Annotated in this window: 20 protein-coding genes and 1 riboswitch; of the genes, 14 read left to right on the forward strand and 6 right to left on the reverse strand. The window is 63.1% G+C overall.

The window, feature by feature from the left end; genetic code table 11:
* The first annotated feature begins 24 nt into the window (after positions 1 to 24).
* The 5 genes from P3T25_RS22090 to P3T25_RS22110 all read left to right on the forward strand — a co-directional run bounded on the left by P3T25_RS22090 (position 25) and on the right by P3T25_RS22110 (position 4,954).
* Positions 25 to 1,083, forward strand: a complete 1,059-nt coding sequence (locus P3T25_RS22090) for an ABC transporter permease (protein ID WP_429358954.1) — start codon at positions 25 to 27, stop codon at positions 1,081 to 1,083.
* The gene (locus P3T25_RS22095; protein WP_154560082.1) at positions 1,077 to 1,907 is read left to right on the forward strand and encodes an ABC transporter ATP-binding protein; all 831 of its coding nucleotides are present in this window, start codon (positions 1,077 to 1,079) and stop codon (positions 1,905 to 1,907) included. Before P3T25_RS22090 ends, P3T25_RS22095 begins: the two co-directional genes overlap by 7 nt.
* A gap of 41 nt (positions 1,908 to 1,948) precedes the next feature.
* On the forward strand, positions 1,949 to 2,986 hold the full coding sequence (locus tag P3T25_RS22100) for an ABC transporter substrate-binding protein (RefSeq protein ID WP_154560081.1): 1,038 nt from the start codon (positions 1,949 to 1,951) through the stop codon (positions 2,984 to 2,986).
* Positions 2,987 to 3,102: 116 nt separating this feature from the next.
* Positions 3,103 to 4,371 carry a sulfite dehydrogenase gene (gene soxC / locus P3T25_RS22105; protein ID WP_154560080.1) on the forward strand — a complete coding sequence of 423 codons (1,269 nt, stop codon included), beginning with the start codon at positions 3,103 to 3,105 and terminating at the stop codon, positions 4,369 to 4,371.
* The gene (locus tag P3T25_RS22110) at positions 4,364 to 4,954 is read left to right on the forward strand and encodes a c-type cytochrome (protein ID WP_154560079.1); all 591 of its coding nucleotides are present in this window, start codon (positions 4,364 to 4,366) and stop codon (positions 4,952 to 4,954) included. The genes soxC and P3T25_RS22110 overlap by 8 nt, the downstream gene beginning before the upstream one ends.
* A 94-nt stretch (positions 4,955 to 5,048) precedes the next feature.
* On the opposite strand, the gene P3T25_RS22115 is transcribed toward P3T25_RS22110, so the two are convergent.
* The gene (locus P3T25_RS22115; RefSeq protein WP_154560078.1) at positions 5,049 to 6,197 is read right to left on the reverse strand and encodes an acyltransferase family protein; all 1,149 of its coding nucleotides are present in this window, start codon (positions 6,195 to 6,197) and stop codon (positions 5,049 to 5,051) included.
* Between the two features lie 261 nt (positions 6,198 to 6,458).
* On the opposite strand from P3T25_RS22115, the gene P3T25_RS22120 reads away from it, so the two are divergent.
* Positions 6,459 to 6,878 carry a DUF1801 domain-containing protein gene (locus P3T25_RS22120; RefSeq protein WP_154560077.1) on the forward strand — a complete coding sequence of 140 codons (420 nt, stop codon included), beginning with the start codon at positions 6,459 to 6,461 and terminating at the stop codon, positions 6,876 to 6,878.
* A 63-nt stretch (positions 6,879 to 6,941) separates the two neighbouring features.
* Here the strand turns inward: P3T25_RS22120 and crcB are convergent, their stop codons facing one another.
* Positions 6,942 to 7,322: a fluoride efflux transporter CrcB gene (crcB, locus tag P3T25_RS22125; RefSeq protein WP_154560076.1), complete on the reverse strand. Its 381-nt coding sequence runs from the start codon at positions 7,320 to 7,322 to the stop codon at positions 6,942 to 6,944.
* 80 nt (positions 7,323 to 7,402) lie between these two features.
* Positions 7,403 to 7,465: riboswitch (Fluoride riboswitch) on the reverse strand.
* 152 nt (positions 7,466 to 7,617) lie between these two features.
* Here crcB and P3T25_RS22130 point away from each other — a divergent pair.
* Both P3T25_RS22130 and P3T25_RS22135 read left to right on the forward strand, forming a co-directional pair.
* Positions 7,618 to 7,965 carry a DUF190 domain-containing protein gene (locus P3T25_RS22130; RefSeq protein WP_154560075.1) on the forward strand — a complete coding sequence of 116 codons (348 nt, stop codon included), beginning with the start codon at positions 7,618 to 7,620 and terminating at the stop codon, positions 7,963 to 7,965.
* Positions 7,966 to 8,371: 406 nt separating this feature from the next.
* Entirely contained in the window at positions 8,372 to 10,144 is a 1,773-nt protein-coding gene (locus P3T25_RS22135) for a sensor histidine kinase (protein WP_429358955.1), read from the forward strand.
* On the opposite strand, the gene P3T25_RS22140 is transcribed toward P3T25_RS22135, so the two are convergent.
* Together P3T25_RS22140 and P3T25_RS22145 are read right to left on the reverse strand one after the other, a co-directional pair.
* The gene (locus P3T25_RS22140) at positions 10,131 to 10,457 is read right to left on the reverse strand and encodes a hypothetical protein (RefSeq protein WP_054034668.1); all 327 of its coding nucleotides are present in this window, start codon (positions 10,455 to 10,457) and stop codon (positions 10,131 to 10,133) included. The two genes, P3T25_RS22135 and P3T25_RS22140, sit on opposite strands and share 14 nt — an antisense overlap.
* A 128-nt stretch (positions 10,458 to 10,585) precedes the next feature.
* Positions 10,586 to 11,167, reverse strand: a complete 582-nt coding sequence (locus P3T25_RS22145) for a DJ-1/PfpI family protein (protein WP_154560073.1) — start codon at positions 11,165 to 11,167, stop codon at positions 10,586 to 10,588.
* A 279-nt stretch (positions 11,168 to 11,446) separates the two neighbouring features.
* Here P3T25_RS22145 and P3T25_RS22150 point away from each other — a divergent pair, with 279 nt between their 5' ends.
* The 4 genes from P3T25_RS22150 to P3T25_RS22165 all read left to right on the forward strand — a co-directional run bounded on the left by P3T25_RS22150 (position 11,447) and on the right by P3T25_RS22165 (position 16,105).
* Complete coding sequence (locus P3T25_RS22150) at positions 11,447 to 11,920, forward strand: hypothetical protein (RefSeq protein WP_166618177.1); 474 nt, start codon at positions 11,447 to 11,449, stop codon at positions 11,918 to 11,920.
* 99 nt (positions 11,921 to 12,019) lie between these two features.
* Positions 12,020 to 12,475, forward strand: coding sequence for an Rrf2 family transcriptional regulator (locus P3T25_RS22155; protein ID WP_168435666.1), 456 nt, complete (start codon positions 12,020 to 12,022; stop codon positions 12,473 to 12,475).
* A 169-nt stretch (positions 12,476 to 12,644) separates the two neighbouring features.
* A complete protein-coding gene (locus P3T25_RS22160; protein WP_429358956.1) occupies positions 12,645 to 13,292 on the forward strand; it encodes an NAD(P)-dependent oxidoreductase in 648 nt (215 codons plus the stop codon).
* A gap of 200 nt (positions 13,293 to 13,492) precedes the next feature.
* A complete protein-coding gene (locus tag P3T25_RS22165; RefSeq protein ID WP_429358957.1) occupies positions 13,493 to 16,105 on the forward strand; it encodes a mechanosensitive ion channel family protein in 2,613 nt (870 codons plus the stop codon).
* An 83-nt stretch (positions 16,106 to 16,188) separates the two neighbouring features.
* Here P3T25_RS22165 and P3T25_RS22170 read toward each other — a convergent pair whose 3' ends face one another.
* The gene (locus P3T25_RS22170) at positions 16,189 to 16,833 is read right to left on the reverse strand and encodes a cysteine dioxygenase family protein (RefSeq protein ID WP_154560070.1); all 645 of its coding nucleotides are present in this window, start codon (positions 16,831 to 16,833) and stop codon (positions 16,189 to 16,191) included.
* A 138-nt stretch (positions 16,834 to 16,971) separates the two neighbouring features.
* Between P3T25_RS22170 and P3T25_RS22175 the strand changes: the two genes are divergently transcribed.
* Both P3T25_RS22175 and P3T25_RS22180 read left to right on the forward strand, forming a co-directional pair.
* On the forward strand, positions 16,972 to 17,454 hold the full coding sequence (locus P3T25_RS22175) for an Lrp/AsnC family transcriptional regulator (protein WP_054034665.1): 483 nt from the start codon (positions 16,972 to 16,974) through the stop codon (positions 17,452 to 17,454).
* An 86-nt stretch (positions 17,455 to 17,540) separates the two neighbouring features.
* On the forward strand, positions 17,541 to 17,759 hold the full coding sequence (locus P3T25_RS22180; RefSeq protein WP_408316637.1) for a hypothetical protein: 219 nt from the start codon (positions 17,541 to 17,543) through the stop codon (positions 17,757 to 17,759).
* A 15-nt stretch (positions 17,760 to 17,774) separates the two neighbouring features.
* Here P3T25_RS22180 and P3T25_RS22185 read toward each other — a convergent pair whose 3' ends face one another.
* Positions 17,775 to 20,288, reverse strand: a complete 2,514-nt coding sequence (locus P3T25_RS22185; protein ID WP_171926868.1) for an FUSC family protein — start codon at positions 20,286 to 20,288, stop codon at positions 17,775 to 17,777.
* Between the last annotated feature and the right edge of the window lie 96 nt (positions 20,289 to 20,384).

The raw sequence follows: 20,384 nt of genomic DNA on the forward strand, positions 1-20,384 counted from the left end.
ACAAGGCGAGAGGCAGGAGCCGCTATGTCCACGCAGTTCGAATCGTTCACAACAGGAACGCCGGCCATCGGCACGGACGTCGTTGACATCAACCGCGCCGTAACACGGCGTGGGCTCTCACGCAGTGTTCTGATTGCGGGCCTCGCTGCCATAGCGTGGTTCGGCAGCGCGGCGCTGACCGAATGGTGGCCGAGTGCCGACGACTGGCCGTATACGAAAGAATTCATCGCGTTGAAGCTGGTGCTCGCGGCATTTGCTGTTGCGACGACCGTCGCGGGATGGCGCAATCCGTCCACTCAGGCGACGACGCCCACGCGCACCAGCGCATGGCTTGGGGCAATGCCATGGTTGCTCGCGCTGGCGCTCGGCGTGAGCGCATGGGAAGCGATCACCGCACAACTCGAGTGGCTGCCGCGGCCCTTTTTCGCGCCACCGCAAGCGCTGATCGGCGTCTACGCCGAAGACTACCCGCGGCTTGGTTCGAGCGTCGTTCATTCGTTTGGACTACTCGCCTATGGCTACGTGTTAGGCGCGGCTGCTGGCTTCGTGACTGGCGTGAGCATTGGCTGGTCGCAGGCCGTGAGCTACTGGGTTCATCCGGTCCTGCGCCTGATCGGGCCACTGCCGGCTACCGCGTGGTTGCCGCTGGCGTTCTTCTTCTTTCCGTCGAGCTTCAGCGCGAGTGTGTTCCTGATCGCGCTGGCGACCGCTTTCCCGGTCGCAGTGCTGACCTGGTCGGGCGTAGCCGGCGTCAACTCGGCCTATTACGACATCGCGCGCACGCTCGGCGCGCGGCCCGCTTTCCTGATTCTGCGCGTGGCGATTCCGGCGGCGCTGCCGTCGGTCTTCGTCGGCTTGTTCATGGGTCTTGGCGCATCGTTTTCGGTGTTGATCGTCGCGGAAATGATGGGCGTGAAAGCGGGGCTCGGCTGGTATCTGCAATGGGCCCAAGGCTGGGCAGCCTACTCGAATATGTATGCCGCGCTGCTCGTAATGGCGCTGATGTGCTCCGGTCTGATCACCTTGCTGTTTCGTGTGCGTGATCGCCTGCTGGCCTGGCAAAAGGGATTGCTCAAATGGTAGCCGTACCCGAAGTGTTGAATCAGTCGGCCGCTGCTCGGCCGGTCCGCGACGGCGCGCGCATTGACGTGCGCCACGTCAGTCATCAATTCGCGCTGCGTGGCGCCGCGTTGCCGGTGCTGCACGACGTCAGCTTTACGGTCGAGCCGGGCGAGTTCGTCGCGCTGCTCGGCCCGAGTGGTTGCGGCAAGTCCACCTTGCTGCGGCTGGTCGCTGGACTCGATACGCCGACGCAGGGCAGCGTGCAGGCAGATGGAGCTGCAATTGTCGGTCCCGATCCGTCGCGTGTGGTGGTGTTTCAGGACCCGACCTTGTACCCATGGCGCACAGTGCGCGGCAATGTCGGGGTCGGTCCGCAGGCGCAGCGCGAACGCTTCGCGCGACGCAGCGGTCCGCAAGAGAAGCAGGCGCAGCAACGGATCGACGCCGCACTGGAGTTAGTCGGCCTTAGTGAATTCGCTGAAGCGTTTCCGCATCAATTATCGGGTGGCATGGCGCAGCGCGTGGCGCTGGCCCGCGCGCTCGTCAACGATCCGGCGCTGCTGGTGCTGGACGAGCCGTTCGGCAAGCTCGACTCCCTCACACGTATCCGCATGCAAGGTGAACTCGCGCGGCTCTGGCTGGACGCCCGCTTTTCCGTGTTGCTGGTGACGCACGACGTCGAAGAGGCGCTCCTGCTCGCCGACCGCGTGATCGTTTTCAGCGAGCGGCCGGCGCGTGTGGTCGCCGAAGTGCGTAACGACGCGCCGTATCCGCGCCATCGCGACGATCCGAAACTGGTGGCGCTGCGCCGCGAGGTGCTCGCCCAGCTCGGACTCGACACCTGAACGAATAGAACAATCGATAACGACCAGAGGAACAGTCAACCATGAATCCCTACGATGAATCTCCGCTGAGTCCGGCCCGCCGCGCGTGGTTGCGCAAGACGGCCTGGACCGCGGGCGCGGCGGCGCTCGGTGGTGCGTCGCTGATACCGGGAACGCTCGCGTTTGCTCAAACGCCGCAGGCTCCGCTTAAGCCCCTCAAGCTTTCCTGGAACGCGGGCGCGATCTGTACCGCGCCTGTTGCCGTTGCTGTGAAGCAGGGCTTTTTCGAGCGACACGGTTTACAGGTGGAACTCGTGAATTTTTCAGGGTCGACCGATCAGTTGCTCGAAGCAATCGCGACGGGCAAGTCCGATGCGGGTGTCGGCATGGCGCTGCGTTGGATCAAGCCGCTGGAGCAGGGCTTCGATGTGAAACTGACGGCCGGGATTCACGGCGGGTGCATGCGTTTGCTGGCCACGCGCGCGTCGGGCATCGTCGATGTGGCGGGACTGAAGGGGCGTACGATCGGCGTGAGCGATATGGCGAGTCCGACCAAGAATTTCTTCGCCATCGTGTTGAAGAAGATCGGCGTCGATCCGGAGCGCGATGTGAACTGGCGCCAGTATCCGGCGAACCTGCTCGGCGAAGCGCTGAAGAAGGGCGAAGTGCAGGCGATCGCGGATGGCGACCCGACGATCTGGTCGATCCGCGAATCCGACCACCTGTATGAGGTGTCGAACAATCTGTGCGGTGAATATCAGACGCGTTCGTGCTGCGTGCTCGGCGTGCGCGGTACGCTGGTGCGAAAGGATCGCGCCACCGCGCAGGCGTTGACGCAGGCGCTGCTCGAAGCGACGGAGTGGACTGCGAATCATCCTGCGGATGCCGCCGCGATTTTCTCGGTCTATACGCCGTCCGCCGATGTGAGCCAGTTGGCGGCGATGCTCAAGAGCCATACCGATCGCCACCATCCGGTTGGGGATGCGTTCAAGAAGGAGATCTCGCTTTATGCCGACGATCTGAAGGCGGTCGGCGTGCTTAACAGCGGGACTGATTCCAACCGTCTCGCGGATCGGGTGTTCTCGAACGTGCTGGCTTAACGGCGCCCCGTATCCGTCTGATATGCCGTCTGCGTCGATCGATAGTCGAATTTATCGTTTGGCCATGGCGGAAGGCATCGTTACGCTAATCGGCTTGCCTATGATGCGCCGACGCCATGATGAATCCGCACAACTCCCCGCCGTCGCGCGGCCGCCGTCGACTGCTGGGTCGCCTGGCGGCCGGCGGCCTGGTCGCTTCTCAAGCTGCTACCGCAAGTGAATTGCTCAAGCCGCTCGCGGTCGCGCAATCGAGCCGCGTGCCCGGTGCGCCCGTTCTCGAACATCCATACGGTGTGCCGTCACCGTATGAGGCGAATGTCGTGCGGCGGAGTGCGCGCGCGTGGCCACTGCCCGGCGCGGCTTCGTCGATGACGCCGCTCGCCGATCTGCACGGCACGCTCACACCCAACGGCCTGGTCTACGAACGTCATCACGGCGGCGTGCCCGACATCGACCCCGATCAGCATCGGCTGGCCATTCACGGCCTTGTACGCACGCCGAAACTGTTCACGATGGACGATCTGCTGCGCCTGCCGTCCGAATCGCGGATTCATTTTCTCGAATGCTCCGGTAATACCGGCAATGAATGGAATGGCCCGAGCGGCATGCCGGTGCAACTCACGCATGGTTTGTTGTCGTGCTGCGAATGGACCGGGGTGCGTTTGTCGACTTTGCTCGAAGAGGTGGGCGGTGTGACGGCGTCCGGCAACACAAGCGGCGGCGGCTGGTTGCTGGCCGAAGGCGCGGACGCCGCTGCGATGACGCGCAGCTTGCCGCTCGAACGGATACTCGATCGCGCGCTGGTGGTCTACGCGCAAAACGGCGAACGCTTGCGCCCCGAGAACGGTTATCCGTTGCGTCTGATCGTTCCCGGCTTCGAGGGCAATACGAACGTCAAGTGGCTGCGCCGGCTGAAGGTGGTCAATGCGCCGTTGCAAACGCGCGAGGAAACGTCGAAGTACACCAGCCTGCTCGCGAACGGCACCGCGCGTCAGTTTGCGTTCGAGATGGACGCGAAGTCGGTGATCACGCGGCCGTCGCCGGGACATCGTCTCACCACGCACGGCTATTACCCGATCACCGGTCTGGCCTGGTCCGGACGCGGGACGATCCGCAAGGTGGATGTGTCGACCGACGGCGGCGCGACGTGGCGTCCCGCGCGTCTGGACGGTGCGATCCTGGATCGTGCGCTGACGCGCTTTCAGGCGGACTGGCGTTGGGATGGCGGCGCTGCCGTGATTCTTTCGCGCGCCACCGATTCGACCGGCTATGTGCAACCGACCCGTGCCGAACTCGTCGCCGCGCGCGGCCTGAATTCGCAGTATCACTACAACGCGATCCAGCAATGGCGAGTGGATGCAAGCGGCGAGGTGCGTAATGCGTGATGGCCGCCGTTTGAGAGGTATGCCGGCGCGAACGGCACGGACCGCGCTGGCTGTGCTGGTGTCGCTCTCGGCGCTGGCATCGTGCTCATCGATCGCGCCGGGTGACCAGAGCGCCAGGTCGATCCACGAGATCGGCACGCCGCTCACGGATCAGGACCTCGCCGCCTGGAACATCGACATCGCGCCGGATGGCCGCGGCCTGCCTGCGGGCAGCGGCGACGTCGCCACTGGCGCGCACATATTCGCCGCGAAATGCGCGGCGTGCCACGGCGCGCATGGCGAGGGCGGTCTCGGCGATCAACTGGTCGGCGGGCAGGGCACACTGACCAGCGCGAAGCCGAAGCGCACCGTGGGCAGCTACTGGCCCTATGCGACGACGCTGTTCGACTATATCCGCCGCGCGATGCCTTACAACGCGCCCGAATCGCTTTCCGCCGACGAGGTGTACGCGCTCAGCGCATTTCTGCTCAACCAGAACGGCATCGTGCCGGCGAATACGCGGCTCGACGCAGCCTCGTTGCCGCGTGTGGCGATGCCCAATCGTGGCGGTTTCGTGGCTGATCCGCGTCCGGGGCAGCTATGAGGCGCTCGCGCTGATCGGATGGTCCGGGAGCGGGCCCGAAGCGACGCTAACTGATATTGCCGGCTCGCTCATGCAGTCGTTTTATGCAGTGGCGTCAAGCGGCTGGTGCAGCAGGCGCATTCGGCGTGTATTTCCGCAGCCGCTGGGAAATCAGATGCGAAGGCTTTTCGATCATCCGGTAAAACGCATAACTGATGGCGAATGCCAACGCCACCTGTACGAACCATGCGAATCGGGACGTCTCGTCGAATCGGGTCATTTCCAGCAGGGCGAGCGCCATCTTGTGGCAAAGATAGAGGCTATAGGACCACGCGCCAAAAGTAGCCAGTCTGGACCAGACGCCGCTTCTGGACGGCGTGGCAGTCTCCGCCGCGATCCAGACTGCCGCCAGGAACTGAAATAGCGGAAGCGTGATATCGGGCGTAATCAACGGCACAACGGCCGGTTTGAGATTCGATTCGGACAGCAAAATCATAATGGCCGCCCCGGCCGCGACAATTACCACTCTCAGCGCAACCAGGTGATTCGCGAGAAAACGGGTGCTTCGATCAAGGCCGCGCTTGATCATCAGGGTAAGCGGCGAATATGCGCCACGGATGTGGAACTGCTCCGCGTTGCGCTGAGTCTCCGCGATCAGGCAGCCGAAGATCCATCCAGCCGCATACAGTAAAGCCGTACCCGGAACGCCATACGTCTCAATGACGCAGCCGTGGCAAACCGGGTGCCCGATCAGACGAACCACGGCCACCATCACGCCTGCCGCAACCGCGCAGCCAACGATCATTTCGCCGATGTAGCGAAAGCGGGCGCGCAGGAGCGGATAAGCGGCGTAATACACCATCTCGCAGTAGAGCGACCACAGTACGGATTCCAGATAGTCCTGTCCGGTCGGCAAAGGTTGAACGAGGCACAGCAGGATGACCAGCGGTAATCCAATGCGGATGAATCTGGATGCGTAATAGTTGATCGGCTTTAGCGTCACATCCTTTTGATATGCGTTGTGGATGCAATAGCCGGAAATGACAAAGAAGACGATGACGGCGGCAGGGCCCGCGAACAGCGCTGTCGAGCCGGACCACAATGCGCCGCCGAGGATGGCGAGTTGATGAGACAGAAGTTCTTTAAACGCGGGGGGCTTGAAGTGATACATCAGGACCCAGAAAGCCGCGAGGAATCGAATCGCGTCGATCTTTAGCGACTTATTCAGATTCGCGGACGCTGACAAATTCAAGGTGATCGCCATTTTTGCCCCTTCTTCTATTCAGGCTGCGGCGATCTTACGTCTGTCATCAACAACAAAAATCGAAAAAAATGGGGAAATAAATGTCCCACCAGGCCTCAGTAAAATGCAATGCCGGACGATTGTTTTTGTCAGCGTCAGGGGCGGGTTTACAGCAATAGTTTGCGGCACTGACACAGGTTCTAGCTCGAATAGATTGATGCGGGCACAATTCAAAGCTAGGCTCTTTCGAAACCGAACAATAATTCGAGGCATAAGGATCCAATGACTCCATCGGAAAGCATTGACCAATTGATCGCAGGCATCACGGACTGGCGTGGCAAAACGTTCGCCAGCATCCGCAAGACCATCCTCGAAGCCGACCCGGAGATCATCGAGGAATGGAAGTGGATGGGAAGCCCGGTGTGGTCCCGCGACGGAATGATCGCGGTCGCCAACGCCCACAAAGGGAAGGTGAAGCTGACCTTTGCCCACGGGGCGAATCTCCCGGATCCCGACAAGCTTTTCAACGCGGGCCTCGACGGCAACGCGAGACGGGCGATCGATTTTTTCGAGGGCGATAAGGTCAATGGACCCGCTTTAAAGAAACTCGTGCGTGCCGCTATCGAGTACAACCAGACCAAATTGAAGAAAAATGCGCCTGCGAGTACTCGAGCTAAAGCACATAAAGCTAATGAGGCGTGATGCAATAGCGCTATCTGGGGGAAGCGCTTAGGCCGATTAATCTGATTGGAATATGTGTAGCGTTCAGCGCGACAGCAACGAAACGGTTGCGATGCCCAGGATCGTCATGACGAGCGAAGCCGCCACGTGAATGACGATCTCGCCTGCCGCCCAGCCGAGCCGGCCGTCCTGCAAGCGCTGCACGACTTCCGCTGAGAACGTCGAGAAGGTCGACAGGCCGCCCATCAAGCCCGTGATGATGAAGAGCCGCCATTCGGGCGCGATCTGCGGCGCCCGTGCGAACCCCGCGACCGCGACGCCGATGACATAGCCGGCGATCACGTTAGCGGCGAAGGTGCCGAGCGGCATACCCGTGAACAGGCCGTTCAAACGGATACCGAGAAACCAGCGGAACAGTGAGCCGAGCGCGCCGCCAATGCCGACCGCGAGAATGGACAAATACATGCAAAAGTACTCTGACGTAGCCAAAAGGTCGACAAACCGGGCTCGAGCGGGTGGCGTGATGCCGCGTCCGCAATCGTCCGGGCGAAGCAGGCATCATCAGCCATTGAGGGCGGTTAATGGAGAATGCCATCTCCAGCGCGCCAGTCTAGCATTGGCAGGGCATTGGGGACAGGTAAGAGCCATCGCGGCGCGCATGTGCACTCTGCGTGGTTTGGGGCGTGATCTAGAATGAATCGAGGGCCTGCGAGCATCTGCCGTGGGCCACTGCAACGCCGCAACTGCGCGGGAGGCCGACATGACGAAGGGCTACCAGCTCACGTTCTATACGGAGAAGAACCGGCGCCACGGCCATCAATCGGTCGTGGAATGTCTGCTGTCGATCGCGAAGCTCGTCGGCATTCATGGCGCGACCGTCGTAGCGGCGTCCGAAGGGGTCGGCCACGCAGGCGCACGGCACGCAGCGCGCTTCTTCGAACTGGCGGATCAACCGCAGATGGTGATCTTCGCGGTCACCGAAGGGGAGGCGGAAGCCTTGCTCGAGGCGGTGCGAGCGGGCAGCGTCCCGGTGTTCTACACGCGTTGCCCGATCGAATTCGGCCTGATCGGCGAGCATGGGGACGTGAAACATCCGGCACGCCGCTGACCCTGGTTTGCAGTTAATTTGCGGTCAATTAGCGGTTAAGCCATCAGCCGACGCTTGCATGCTCCGGCGTCGCCGAAATGCAAATCCGCACCGGGATGGGATTCGCACCGATCGCTCCCGATCCGGTAGTGCACCATCCTTTGCACCTCGGACAACGATGAAAGTAAAATGTAAGTGCGCAACGGTTTCATACTGGTCCTAACGTTCCAAATCGGGGCACAGCATTCGATTTGATTTACGTTTAATTCAAAAGCCTGACGTTTTATGCGGATTCGTTGCACCCGGGTTCGTATTTGGCGGCACAAGCCTGGTCGGTGGCGCGCCGTCTTTGTCTTCCTGCGCAAACGCCGACATAATGTGCCGTCCCGCGCACGATCTGCCGGCCATCGACTTCCAATGCGCACGCATGAGACTGACCACTAAAGGCCTGTTGCTGATCGCAATTCCGGCCGTCTTCGAACTGGCGTTGCTGTCTGGACTCGTCATGGCGCAGGCCGACGCGACGCAAGCCGAACGGTGGGCCATCCATAGCGAAGACGTGCTGCGCCAGACCATCGCGATTCTCGATCCGGTGCTGAGTGAGTCCGTGGCGCTGCGCGGCGCGGTGCTTACCAACGATACCCGCTTTACGACACCGGTCACCTTGTGGGTCGACGTCGACCGTCGCATCGATCAACTGGCCGAGCTGGTTGCCGACAACCCGGCGCAAGTCGAGCGCGTGGTGCAGGTGCGCCAGGCCGTGCAGGGGTATCGGCAATGGTCGGACCGCGTTCAGGACATGCTGCATTCGGGGCGGCGGCGTGATCTGCTCGATCGCTTCCGCGAGCTGGCCTCGGCCGACGTGCTCGATCGCTTCCGTCAGCAGGTGGTGGCTTTCCAGGCCGAAGAGCGGCGCCTCGACACGTTGCGCTCGAATGCCGCCGACGCCGCGCGTGAACGGCAACAGACGCTGATCGTCGCGGCCGTGTTCGGCTCCTTGCTATTCGTCGCGCTGGCCGTGTGGCTGTTCACGCGCGGCGTGCGCGGCCGGCTTGCGGTGCTGTCCGATAACGCCGGGCGCCTCGCGGGCAACGAGCCGCTGGCGCCGATCAGCCCGGGGCGCGATGAAATCGCCCGGCTCGATCTGACCTTGCATGAAACCAGCCGGCGCCTGCTCGAAGCCGAGCGCATCCAGGCGCGTTTCCAGTCCGATCTGGCGCGGCGCACCAGCGAACTGGCGCGCATCAACGAGACCTTGCGGCAACAGACTCAGGAAAACGAAATGTTCATCTACAGCGTGTCGCACGACCTGCGTGCGCCGCTGGTGAATCTGCAAGGCTTCTCGAAAGAACTGATTCGCGCGTGTGATGAGCTGCGCGTGGCCTTGCGCCAGTCGTCGCTCGCGGCAGAACCGCGGCAGCGCATCGAAAGGGTGGTCGACGAGGATATCGGCGAGGCGCTGCATTTCCTGCAGACCGCCGTGCTGCGGGCATCTCATATCATCGACGCGCTATTGCGGCTGTCGCGTGTCGGCCGTGTGGAGTACCGGCGGCAAAAGGTCGAAGTGCGCGATATCGTGCCGCGCGTGGTCGATGCCATGCAAGGGTCGATCCGGGCGCGCCGGGCGCATGTCATCGTCGAGGATTTGCCGGCGGTGTGGGGCGACCCGACCGCGCTCGAACAGGTGTTCGCGAATCTGATCGGCAATGCGGTCAATTATCTGGATCCCGCGCGCGAAGGCCGGATCGAAATTGGTACGACGCCGGCACCGCCCGGTGTGCATTCGCTACGGATTTTCTACGTGCGGGACAATGGCCTGGGCATTCCGGCGGTCGCGTTGCCGCGGCTTTTCAATGCCTTTCAGCGGCTGCACGGCAATGTGGCGGCGGGTGAGGGCATCGGCCTCGCGCTCGTGCGGCGCGTGGTGGAACGGCACGGCGGACGCGTGTGGGCGGAGTCGAAAGAGGGCATTGGCACGACGTTTTACCTGTCGCTGCCTGAAGCCGACGTGCGGACGGCGCAACTGGCGGTTGAAACGCATGCGGCGCTGGCGGACGGGGTTCACGCGGTTCGTGCTGTGCGCGAGGGCCTCGGCGATCGTGATGGCCTCGCCCCGCGCGGCGGCGCGCCGGCGCATGCCGCCAATGCCGCCAATGCCGCCAATGCCGCCAATGCCGCGCCCGGTATCAGTACGCGGTAAAGAGCCGGCGCGGCTTGAGGAGTTTGCTGCCGCGTATCGACCAGTAGCAGCCGCAGACGAGCAGGATCGCCACGCCGGTCAGCGCCTCGCGCGGCGCCGGGTGCAGGCCGGGCAGGCCGTCCAGGGCGAACAGGCCGTGCGCGACGATCAACAGCGCCGCCCACAGCGAACACGCCGCTTGCACCAGCATGCGTGTGCCAGTCAGACGCCGCGCGCGGTTTTCTCGCGACCAGTTGGCCGGCGTACGCGCGCAGAAAAAAGCAATCGCCATCAACGTGACGGCGAGCATGACGATCCAGTCAGTCAGTTCCATCGAAAGGGGCTCCCAAGTCAACCGGCGACTATAGGAAAACCTTGCGTTGCGAACTATCGGACGAGTCTCAAATATGGGTGTGTTTTGCGAGCGCGCAGTGCCGCGAGGGCAAGGCGCTCGCTTGAGGATCAGAGTTCGATCCGGGTGCCGAGCAGCACGAGGAACTGACGCAGCCACTCAGGGTGAGCGGGCCATGCGGGGGCAGTGACGAAATTGGCGTCGGTGATCGCCGCATCGACCGGAATGTCGACGTACTCGCCGCCGGCCAGCTTTACTTCGGGTGCGCAGGCCGGGTAGGCGGAAATGCGCTTGCCGCGAATCACGTCGGCAGCAGCCAGCAGTTGCGCGGCGTGGCAGATCGCGGCGATCGGCTTGCCTGCTTCGGCGAACTGCCGCACGAGCTCGATCACCTTGTGGTTGAGTCGCAGGTATTCCGGCGCGCGGCCGCCTGCGATTGCCAGCGCGTCGTATTGACGCGGATCGGCGTCCTCGAACGTTGCATTGAGCGTGAATTGATGGCCGGGTTTTTCGGTGTAGGTCTGGTCGCCTTCGAAATCATGAATCGCGGTCTTGATCTTGTCGCCCGCTTTCTTGTTCGGGCAGACGGCGTCGACTACGTGGCCGACTGCCTGCAGTGCCTGAAACGGCACCATCGTTTCGTAATCCTCGGCGAAGTCGCCGGTCAGGAACAGAATCTTCTTTGCTGCCATCGCATGCCTCCTATTGATCAACGGAACACATCGAACGCTCAGGCAGTCTACTCCAACACGTTTGACAGAACCGCGACGGAGTACGCAATGAAGTATTTCGAATGGCGCGTACTGCACGCTGACGATGCGGCGGCGCTGGCGCAATTGTTTCGAGCCGCAGCCAGGCAGCTTCGAGTCCGCGGGCTTCCGGGTGCTCGTCGAGGAGAGCGTGCCGCGCAACGGCGTATCATGGGCCCGTTTTCGCATGCGGAAGCCGCTCGATGCGGCTCACACTTAAATATGACTTTATCCATTCGTTCGCCGTTGTTGCGCCGCGTCGCGGTTGTTGCCCTCGTGTTCGGCGGCCTCACGGCTTGTCAGAAGAACGATGCGTCGGCGCAGGTCGCCGGCAAGCTCAACGATGCGGCGCAAGCCGCCGGTCAGAAGCTCGATCAGGCGGCCAGCTACGTCGGCCAGCAGGTCGATGCGACCAAGGCCGCCGCGCAGCAGAACCTCTCATCGGCGTCCGCGCCGTCGATCACGATCGATCCGGCCTCGCTGGCGTCGAGCGCGCAAGCCAACCTGCAAGGCGCGGCGAGCGCGACCAATGCGCAACTCGGCAAGGCGGCGGCGCTGACCGGCCAGGGTCTCGAGACGGCGGGGCGCAAGCTGCAGGAATGGTCGGCGCAAAGTTCGGCGTCGGCGGCGGGCGTTTCTGCTTCGGCGTCGGCATCGAGCGATTCCAGCGATGCGCAAAAGCAGATGGACAAGTGAGATGGCGGCCGGTGCGTCCGGCCGTTCGTTTGTCCGTTTGACAGTCGGATTAAATGTAATTACTATGGTTACACATAGTCGTCGCCGGGCAGGTTTGCTGTGAATACGAGTAGCCGGTTTGCATTTGCAGTGCATGTGCTCGCGCTGCTGTCGTTGCAGGAGGGCGTGCCGCTCTCGTCGGAGATGATCGCGGGCAGCGTGAATACGAATCCTGCGTTGATCCGGCGTTTGCTGAGCATGCTGGCCGATGCGGGCCTCACGACCTCGCAACTCGGTGCTGGCGGCGGCGCGCTGCTCGCCAAGGCGCCTGACGAGATCACCCTGCTTCAGGTGTATCGCGCGGTAGACGACGCGCAATTGTTCGCCATGCATCGCGAGGAGCCGAACCCGGCGTGCATGGTGGGGCGGCATATCCAGGTCGTGCTGCGCGGCATTATCGACGAAGCGCAGCAGGCCATGGAAGCGTCGCTCGGTGCACGCACGCTGGCTGATGCCACTGCCGACCTGATGCGCGCTGAACGGGCGCTGGAACGCAAGCGGCGTTCGCATGGCTGATGCGGCGACGAGTGTGGCAAAGAAAGTAGCAATGAGGCGGTATCGAAGGGCGCGCCCGGTGTAGACGGAACCTGCGCACCTGAGAACGGACGGGGGCTTACGCCCCTCTTTTTTCCACGTTATATGTAATCAACGTAGTTACACATAAGCTAATGACAGGAGCATTGAAATGAGCAAACAGTTGAAGATCGCGTTGTTCGGCGCCACCGGGACGATTGGTTCGCGGATCGCCGCGGAAGCTGCCCGCCGCGGGCATCAGGTGACGGCGCTGGCGCGCAATCCGGCGCACGTGCCGGCCGACGTGGCGAATTTCAAAGCCGCGCAGGCCGATCTGCTCGACGCCGCGAGCGTCGGCGCCGCGGTGCGTGGCCACGACGTGGTGGCAAGCGCATATGCGCCGCCGCACGACGATCCCGCGGCGGTGTCCAAGGCGACCCATGCGCTCGTCGACGGCGTGCGCGCAGCGGGCTTGAAGCGTCTCGTGGTGGTGGGTGGCGCGGGCTCGCTCGAAGTGGCGCCGGGTAAGCAGCTTGTCGACACGGACGGTTTCCCGGACGCCTATAAAGCGGTCGCACTGGCCCACCGCGATGCACTCAATTACTACCGCGGCATCACGGACCTCGACTGGACGTTCTTCGCGCCGGCCGCGCTGATTGCGCCGGGCGAGCGCACCGGTACGTTCCGCACGGGCGCGAACACGCTTCTGGCCGACGCCGAGGGCAATAGCCGCATTTCCGCGGAAGACTATGCGATCGCCTTCGTCGACGAATTGGAGCAGGGCCGTTTCGTCCGTCAGATCGCGACGGTCGCTTATTGAGTCTTGACGGAGTGCCGGACCGCGCGCGGCTCCTGTCGTGCCTGGTCCGTTGCGCGCGCCCTGGCGGCAGTTCGAGGGGGTGAAGGCAGCCCGCCGTTCCTCGAACTTGCGCAAGCGTCCTAACATTCGGTTACGCATGTTCGGGCGCTGGTGGTGAAACTGCGGCTACACTGGCGTCTCCCGTTTTCTTACGGATCGCCATGCAGTCATGCCCATTGCGGCGTGAGTCCGGGGCCGCGCCGTCTAACGGCGGGCAACTGGCGACTCGCGCCGTCTTTCATTTTCCTTCCAGTCGTATCGGGCGCGCCATTCGTGCTCATGTCGCGGCGTGGTTCGGCGCGTGGGCGGCCACGGTCTGCCTCGTACTGACCCTCGGCATCGGATGGATGCCTGCGACCGCCCAGGCCGCCGGTGCCGGCACGCCGGTCATTCCGGCCTTGCAGAGCCTGATCAATAGCGCGACGGCAACGCCGGCGTCTGCCGCCTCGGGTGCCTCGGCCGCGGAAGCGGCCTCCGCGCCGTCGCCCGCGAGCCAGGCGGAACTGACGCGCTCGCTCGACAGCGTGATCACCACGCTCGACAACGACAAGCAGCGCACCGCGCTCGTCGCCCAGCTCAAAAAGCTGCGTGACGTGTCGCAAAACGCTGCGCCAGCCGCGCCCGCGTCCGCGACCGCCCAAACGAGTGCTGGCTTGCTCGGAGCGATCGCGTCGGGCATCGCGTCATTCGAATCCAATGTGCATCAGGGCCGCACGCCGGTGCGCTATTGGGGCGGGAGATTCAACGCGGCCGGCAACGAGCTCTACACGATCATTTCGGGCCAGGGGCAAGAAGGCTTCTGGCGCATCGTCTTTGCGATGATTGCCATGCTGGCCGGCTGGGGCGCGTGCGCCGGCGCGCTGATCTACGTGCAGCACCGGCTATACCGGCGCTTCGGTATCCTCATGGGGCTCAAACCGAATCCCACCACGCGCGAGCTGCTGATCTTCGCGCTGCGCCGGGTCGGCCCGTGGATCATCGCCTTTCTCGCCGCGTTGCTGTTCGTGCGCGCGATGCCCGATGCGCTCGGCCGCACCCTCGGCCTGGTGGTCGCCTATGCGATCGTCGCGGGTGCGGTGTTCTCGGCGATCTGTCTGATCATGTTTTCGCTGTTCGGCTCAGGACATCGGCGGGTTGCGGTGCACCTGCTGATCGAACACGCGCGGCGCGTGCTGTTCGTGGTGGGCATATGCGCTGCCCTCGGCGATGCGGCGGTCAATTACGACGTCGAGCATCAGCTCGGATCAAATCTCGCCGCGCTGATTTCGACGGCCGCCAACATGACGGCCGCCGTGCTCACCGGCTATTTCGCGCTGGCATTCCGCCGGCCGATCGCGCATCTGATTCGCAACCGGCCTTACGAGCAGCGCCACGATCACAGGGCCGCGACCGACGCGTTCGACGTGCTCGCCTCGCTCTGGCACTTGCCGGTGCTGGTGCTCGCCGGCGCGTCGGTGGTCGCCACGCTCGGCGGCTCGGGCTCCAGCGAAAACGTACTGCAGATTTCGGTGGTCACCGCACTGTTGCTGGTGTTCGCATTTTTCCTTTCGGCCATCGTGCTTCGTGTGACGCGCCCGCGCAGCCACCGCGCGCGGCGCCGCTCGCCTTATCTGTCGCGCCTGCTGCGCTTTTGCGGCACGCTGCTGACGCTGTTCATCTGGCTGTTCTTCTTTGAGCTGGCGGCACGTTTATGGGGCGTGTCGCTCGCGGAAGTCGTGGAGAAAAACGTTGCAGCGCGCGGGATTGCGCACGCGGTGACCGCGATCATTGCGACAGTGTTCATTTCATGGCTGCTGTGGATTCTGGTCGACACGGCAATAACCGAGGCCCTCAATCCGGGTGGTCCGCGCAACAAGTCGCGCAATCCGAGCATGCGGGCGCGCACGATGCTGCCGCTGCTGCGCAACGTGCTGCTGGTGACGATCATGACGATTGCCGGCATCGTCACCGCGGCGAACCTGGGCATCAATGTGACGCCGCTCCTGGCCGGCGCCGGTGTGATCGGCCTCGCGATCGGTTTCGGCGCGCAGTCGCTCGTGACCGACCTGATCACGGGGCTGTTCATCATCATCGAAGATACGATCTCGGTCGGCGACTGGATCGACGTGGACGGCGGCCACGCGGGCACCGTCGAGCATCTGTCGATCCGCACCGTCCGCCTGCGCGACGGGCAAGGCGCGATCCACGCGATTCCGTTCTCGCAGATCAAGATCGTCAAGAACCTGTCGCGCGACTTCGCCTATGCGGTGTTCGAAGTGCGCATGTCGTTCTCGACTGATGTAGATCAGATCACGCAACTGATTCGCGAAGTCGGCGCCGATCTGATGGCCGACTTCCGCTACCGGCGCGAAATGCTCGGACCGATCGAGGTGTGGGGGCTCGACCGCTTCGATCCGAACTGGATGGTCGTGAAAGGGCAGATCAAGACGCGGCCGTTGCAGCAATGGAGCGTGGCGCGCGCCTTCAATCTGAGGCTCAAACGCAAGATGGACGAAGCCGGCATCGAGATTCCGGTGCCGCAGATGCGGGTGTACACGTCGTCGAAGGATAGCGAGGGACAGCCTTTGCCGGACGATGAACTGCCCGAGGTCGGCCCGCATGGGCATGGGCACGCGCATGCTGAGGCGGCGGCTGCCACGCGGACCGCGCACGCTGCGATGGCGGTGGCGCGCGATGTGTCGCACGAACCGCGTCCGGCACCGCCGCCGACCGGGCAGACCGCGCCGATTCCGCCGCAGATTCCGACGGCCGGAGAAGCGGGTGGTAAAAACTGATTGGGCTGGATGCGAGGCGAGGCTAGCGGACCTTGGCACGGTCCGCGTCCGCCGTTCGCGTCTTTAGGCAGAGCCTACTGGTTTCAGACGAGCGCCGGCGCGTCGGCTGCGCGCACGATGTCGTTGACGTGCGTGGCGATCTGCGCGCCTGCGACACCGTAGATATGCAGCGAGACGGCAGGCGCGTCGCTGCAATTACCCAGCCGGTGAATGCCGCCCTTGCCGCCGCGTACAAACGACACAGCTCCGGCATTGCGCGCCTGGGTACGCGTGGCGCTTGCGCAGTGCTGCGCGCCATTCCATTCGAAGACCGTTTCGCTCAGCGTGCCGTCGAGCACCGCGTAGCCGCACCACGTGTGGTGCGCATGCACCGGGCTTGCCTGGTGCGGCAGCCACACCAGCGCGGCGATCGCATAGCGGCCGTGCGGATCGGCGGCCAGCAGATGACGGCGGTAATTTTCAGTGGAGCCTTCGCGTTGCGCCGAGGTGAGCAAATCGGGATTCGCCGCGGCTTCGGCCAGCGCGATGCGCATGCTGCGCGCGAAGAAGGTCGAATCGGACGGTTCGGGAAATTTCACGCAGGCTTCGAACATGGCGTCGAGTGCGTCGCACAGGTGCGTAAGCGGCGCGGTGCGGTGCGCGCGCGAGGGCGTTTCATTCGCTCCGGCAAACTGTGCGGCATGGGCTGAGGAACGGGCGGCGGGTGTTGAACGGAGGTCTTGGCTCATGATCGCGGCGCAGCGGCATGGCTGCTTATCGGCTATTTTTGGATAGACATATTTATACCGGTTTGCCCGGAGAAAGAGTTTCCATATAATTCCCCCTGAAGTCTTAAAAGTAGAATAATTTCCTATGGGGGTGTGAAGATGGGAATGGATATCATCGATCGGAAGCTTCTCGAGCTGCTGCAGGAAGACGCAACCATGCCGATCGCCGAACTGGCGCAGCGCGTGAATCTGTCGCAAACGCCGTGCTGGAAGCGGCTGCAGCGTCTGAAAGAGACGGGTGTGATTCGCGCTCAGGTGGCGCTGTGCGATGCGCGCAAGTTAGGCGTGGGTACCACCGTATTCGTCGCGGTGCGCACCAACCAGCATACCGAGGCCTGGGCGCAGACCTTTACGCGCGCGGTGCGGGAGATTCCGGAGGTGGTGGAGGTGTACCGGATGAGCGGCGAAACCGATTACCTGCTGCGCGTGGTGGTGTCCGATATCGACGACTACGATCGCGTCTACAAGCTGTTGATCGCCGCCGTGCCGTTGTACGACGTGAGTTCGAGTTTCGCGATGGAACAGATCAAGTACTCGACGGCGCTGCCGGTGCGGCCTTCGGCGGTGGTGGAGGGGCGCTGACTGCAAGCCGTGTGCAAGCTCAGTGGGCGTAGAATGCCGCCTTCCCAGACACTATCCGCGACTGCCTCGCGAACCGAGCCCGCCTCATGAACAAACCGCCGCGCAAGAAGAACCCGACCTTTGGCATTGCTGTTTTCATCGTCGTCGCGGTACTGCTGGTGATCGCCACGCTCTTCTATAACGCCATCACGGAAAAGCGCGAATTCGATCGCGAGAACGCGCCGGCGCCGACGATTTCATCGGACGCGGTGGCTGCAGCGGCCGCCGCTACCGCAGCGAAGCCGGCAAGCGGCGCCGCGCAATAAGACGACCCGAGCGTTTCACTCGTCCGGCAGGCGAATGACGCTCGCATCCTTGCGAATCTGCGCCGACGCCGTCAGCATCTGCTTGCATTGATGGGCGAGCAATTTCATGTCATGCACGGCATCCGCCGAGTGGTCCGGCGATTTCTCCGTCCCGACCACCATCGCATCCAGCTCACGCGACAATTGTTTGATCTGCTCGGCCTGATCGGCGGGCGGGGCGCTGCCGGCTTCGGCTTCGGTCAGATTGTCGCGGACCGCGCTCAGGGCACGTTGCAAGGGCTGTAGCGAGACGTTGTCGGCCCGCTGCGCGGAGGTGCGCAGCAACGGCGCCGCCACCGTGATCTGCGAGGCGAGCACGTGGCTGCGCACCAGCAGGTCGTTCAATTCCGGCACGAACTTCTGCGCGGATTTCGGTTCGAGCATCATGCGCTGGAACGCCTGGCCCAGATTGGCGAACGCCACGTGGACGTTCTTGCGCGCGAGCCGGTAGCGGTAGTCGCGATCGAGCGCTGTTGCAGCGGCTGCGGCGGCGGGGGATGCCCCGCCGACCGGCTTGGCGGTCGGGTTGCTGATCGTGGTGGTGCCGGCGCCGGTTGCACTGGTGATCGCGCCGGGGCTTGCGCCAAAGCTGCTTGCATCTGTGGTTGCACCAGCACTTGCGCCGGCTTTGGGAGCAGCGTTGCCGCCCGCATTCGCTCCGGCGTTGGCCATCGCAAGCGCGGGCGTGCCGAGCTCGATCGCCGGATCCGCCATTGCCGCGGCGGGCGCAAACGCGCCGGCCTCCGTCACCGTAGCGACCACCGCGGCGGCCGGCTTGCCGCTCCACCACCAGCTCGCTTCCAGGTATTGCCGCGTCGCATTGATCATGTTGTTGACGAGCTTGCCCATCAACCGGTATTCCCAGTAGGGGAACAGGTGGCTCGCCGCAATGGCGATCGCGCAGCCCACCACCGTATCGATTGCGCGTTCGCCGATGATGCGCATGCTGCCCGGCGCGAGCAGATGGAACATGAGCAGCACATACGAGGACGTGAACACGACGCTCGCGGTGTAATTGAACAGCAACAGGCTGTAGCTCATCACCATCGAGGCGAACATCACCACCAGCAGGATGTGCGGCTCCTTGACGAAAATCATCAACGCGATGCTCGCCGCACAGCCGATCAGCGTGCCGACTATCCGCTGCCCGTTGCGCTGCTTGGTCAGCGAATAGCCGGGCTTCAGGATGATGACGGTGGTCATCACGATCCAGTATGCGTTGGTGAGCGGCAGCAGACGCCCTAGCCAGAAACCTACGGCGACCGCGATCGTCACGCGTAGCGCATGGCGGAAGCTCGGCGAGGCCATCGTCAGATTCGAGAAGATCTGCCCGAATGGCACACGGCGGCTCGATACGAAGCGGGAGAGCGCCTTGTCGAGCCGCAGTTCGGTCTCGGTCGCGCTCGGATCGCTCGACAGGCTTTGGTGCATCCTGTCGATCAGGCGCGTGGCGCTCCAGATGCGCCGGAAGGTGGACGATACCGCCGAATAAGCCTCAGGATTTTTGGCAGCCAGGTCCTGCTTGCGCATCAGTTCGATCTCGAACTCGATGGCGCGCAATTCGGCCTTTACATTGATGCGCGTACGCGGCGGCTGGTTTTGCAGCACCGCGAGTCCGATTTCTTCGAGATCGGCCGCGGATTTGCGAATCAGATCGCGGTAGAACACCAGCAGGTCGGAGCCACCAAACGTGCTGCGCACCAGCGAGTAGTCCACATGCGTGCCGACAAACAGCTCGTGCAGATCGACGGTATTGATGAACAGATTGAACAGCATTGCCCGGCGCGGTTCGAGCCGGCCGGCTTTCAGCTTGGGCAGATTGCGCAACACGATATCGCGTGCGGCATCCTGACGTTCGACGGCGGTGATCTGCTTGTCGACCAGATTGCGATAGCACTCGTCGAGATCGTTATTGAGATCGTAGAAGGCGGCGCGCGCGAGCAGATAGTCCGCGCAAGCGAACACGCTTTCGGCGAGCGCCTGCTGTTCGATGCGGTGCATCATCCAGCGGCTCACGAAGGTCGACCAGTACGTGTACCAGAGACCACCGACGAGAATCCACGATGCATTGACGAGCGCCTGCATCGGCGTGAAATGCTCTTCCAGCGTCATGATCATCATGAACAGCGTGGCGAAGCTGATCTGCGGCCAGCGGTTGCCGTACACGACGATCAACGAGAGCACGAAGGTGAGCGGCACGACCGTGCACCACAGCGCCACCGGGTTGACCGTGGCGATGCCGGTGGCGAGCGCGGACAGGAAGCCGATCACCGTGCACGCCAGCATCTCGTTGTGCTTGTACTTGAGCGGGCCCGGCATATCGACCACACAGGCGCCGAGTGCGCCGGTCGCGATCGTGAAGCCGAGTTCGCGGTCGTGAAATACGATCAAACACAATATGGCCGGTAATGACACGCCGACTGCGATGCGCAGGCCGCCATAGAAGTACTGGCTGTAGAGGAATTTTTTTATTTCAACCGAATAGCGCATCGACTGCCTGGATTCTTCCGTTCACTGAGAAAACGCGGTTGAAGGGGTCGACCCGGAGGCAGGCCCAAACTGCCGTCGAGTCTAACTGATTTTGAG

This window comes from Paraburkholderia sp. GAS32, from assembly GCF_050434225.1.
Classification (GTDB): Bacteria; Pseudomonadota; Gammaproteobacteria; order Burkholderiales; family Burkholderiaceae; genus Paraburkholderia; species Paraburkholderia madseniana.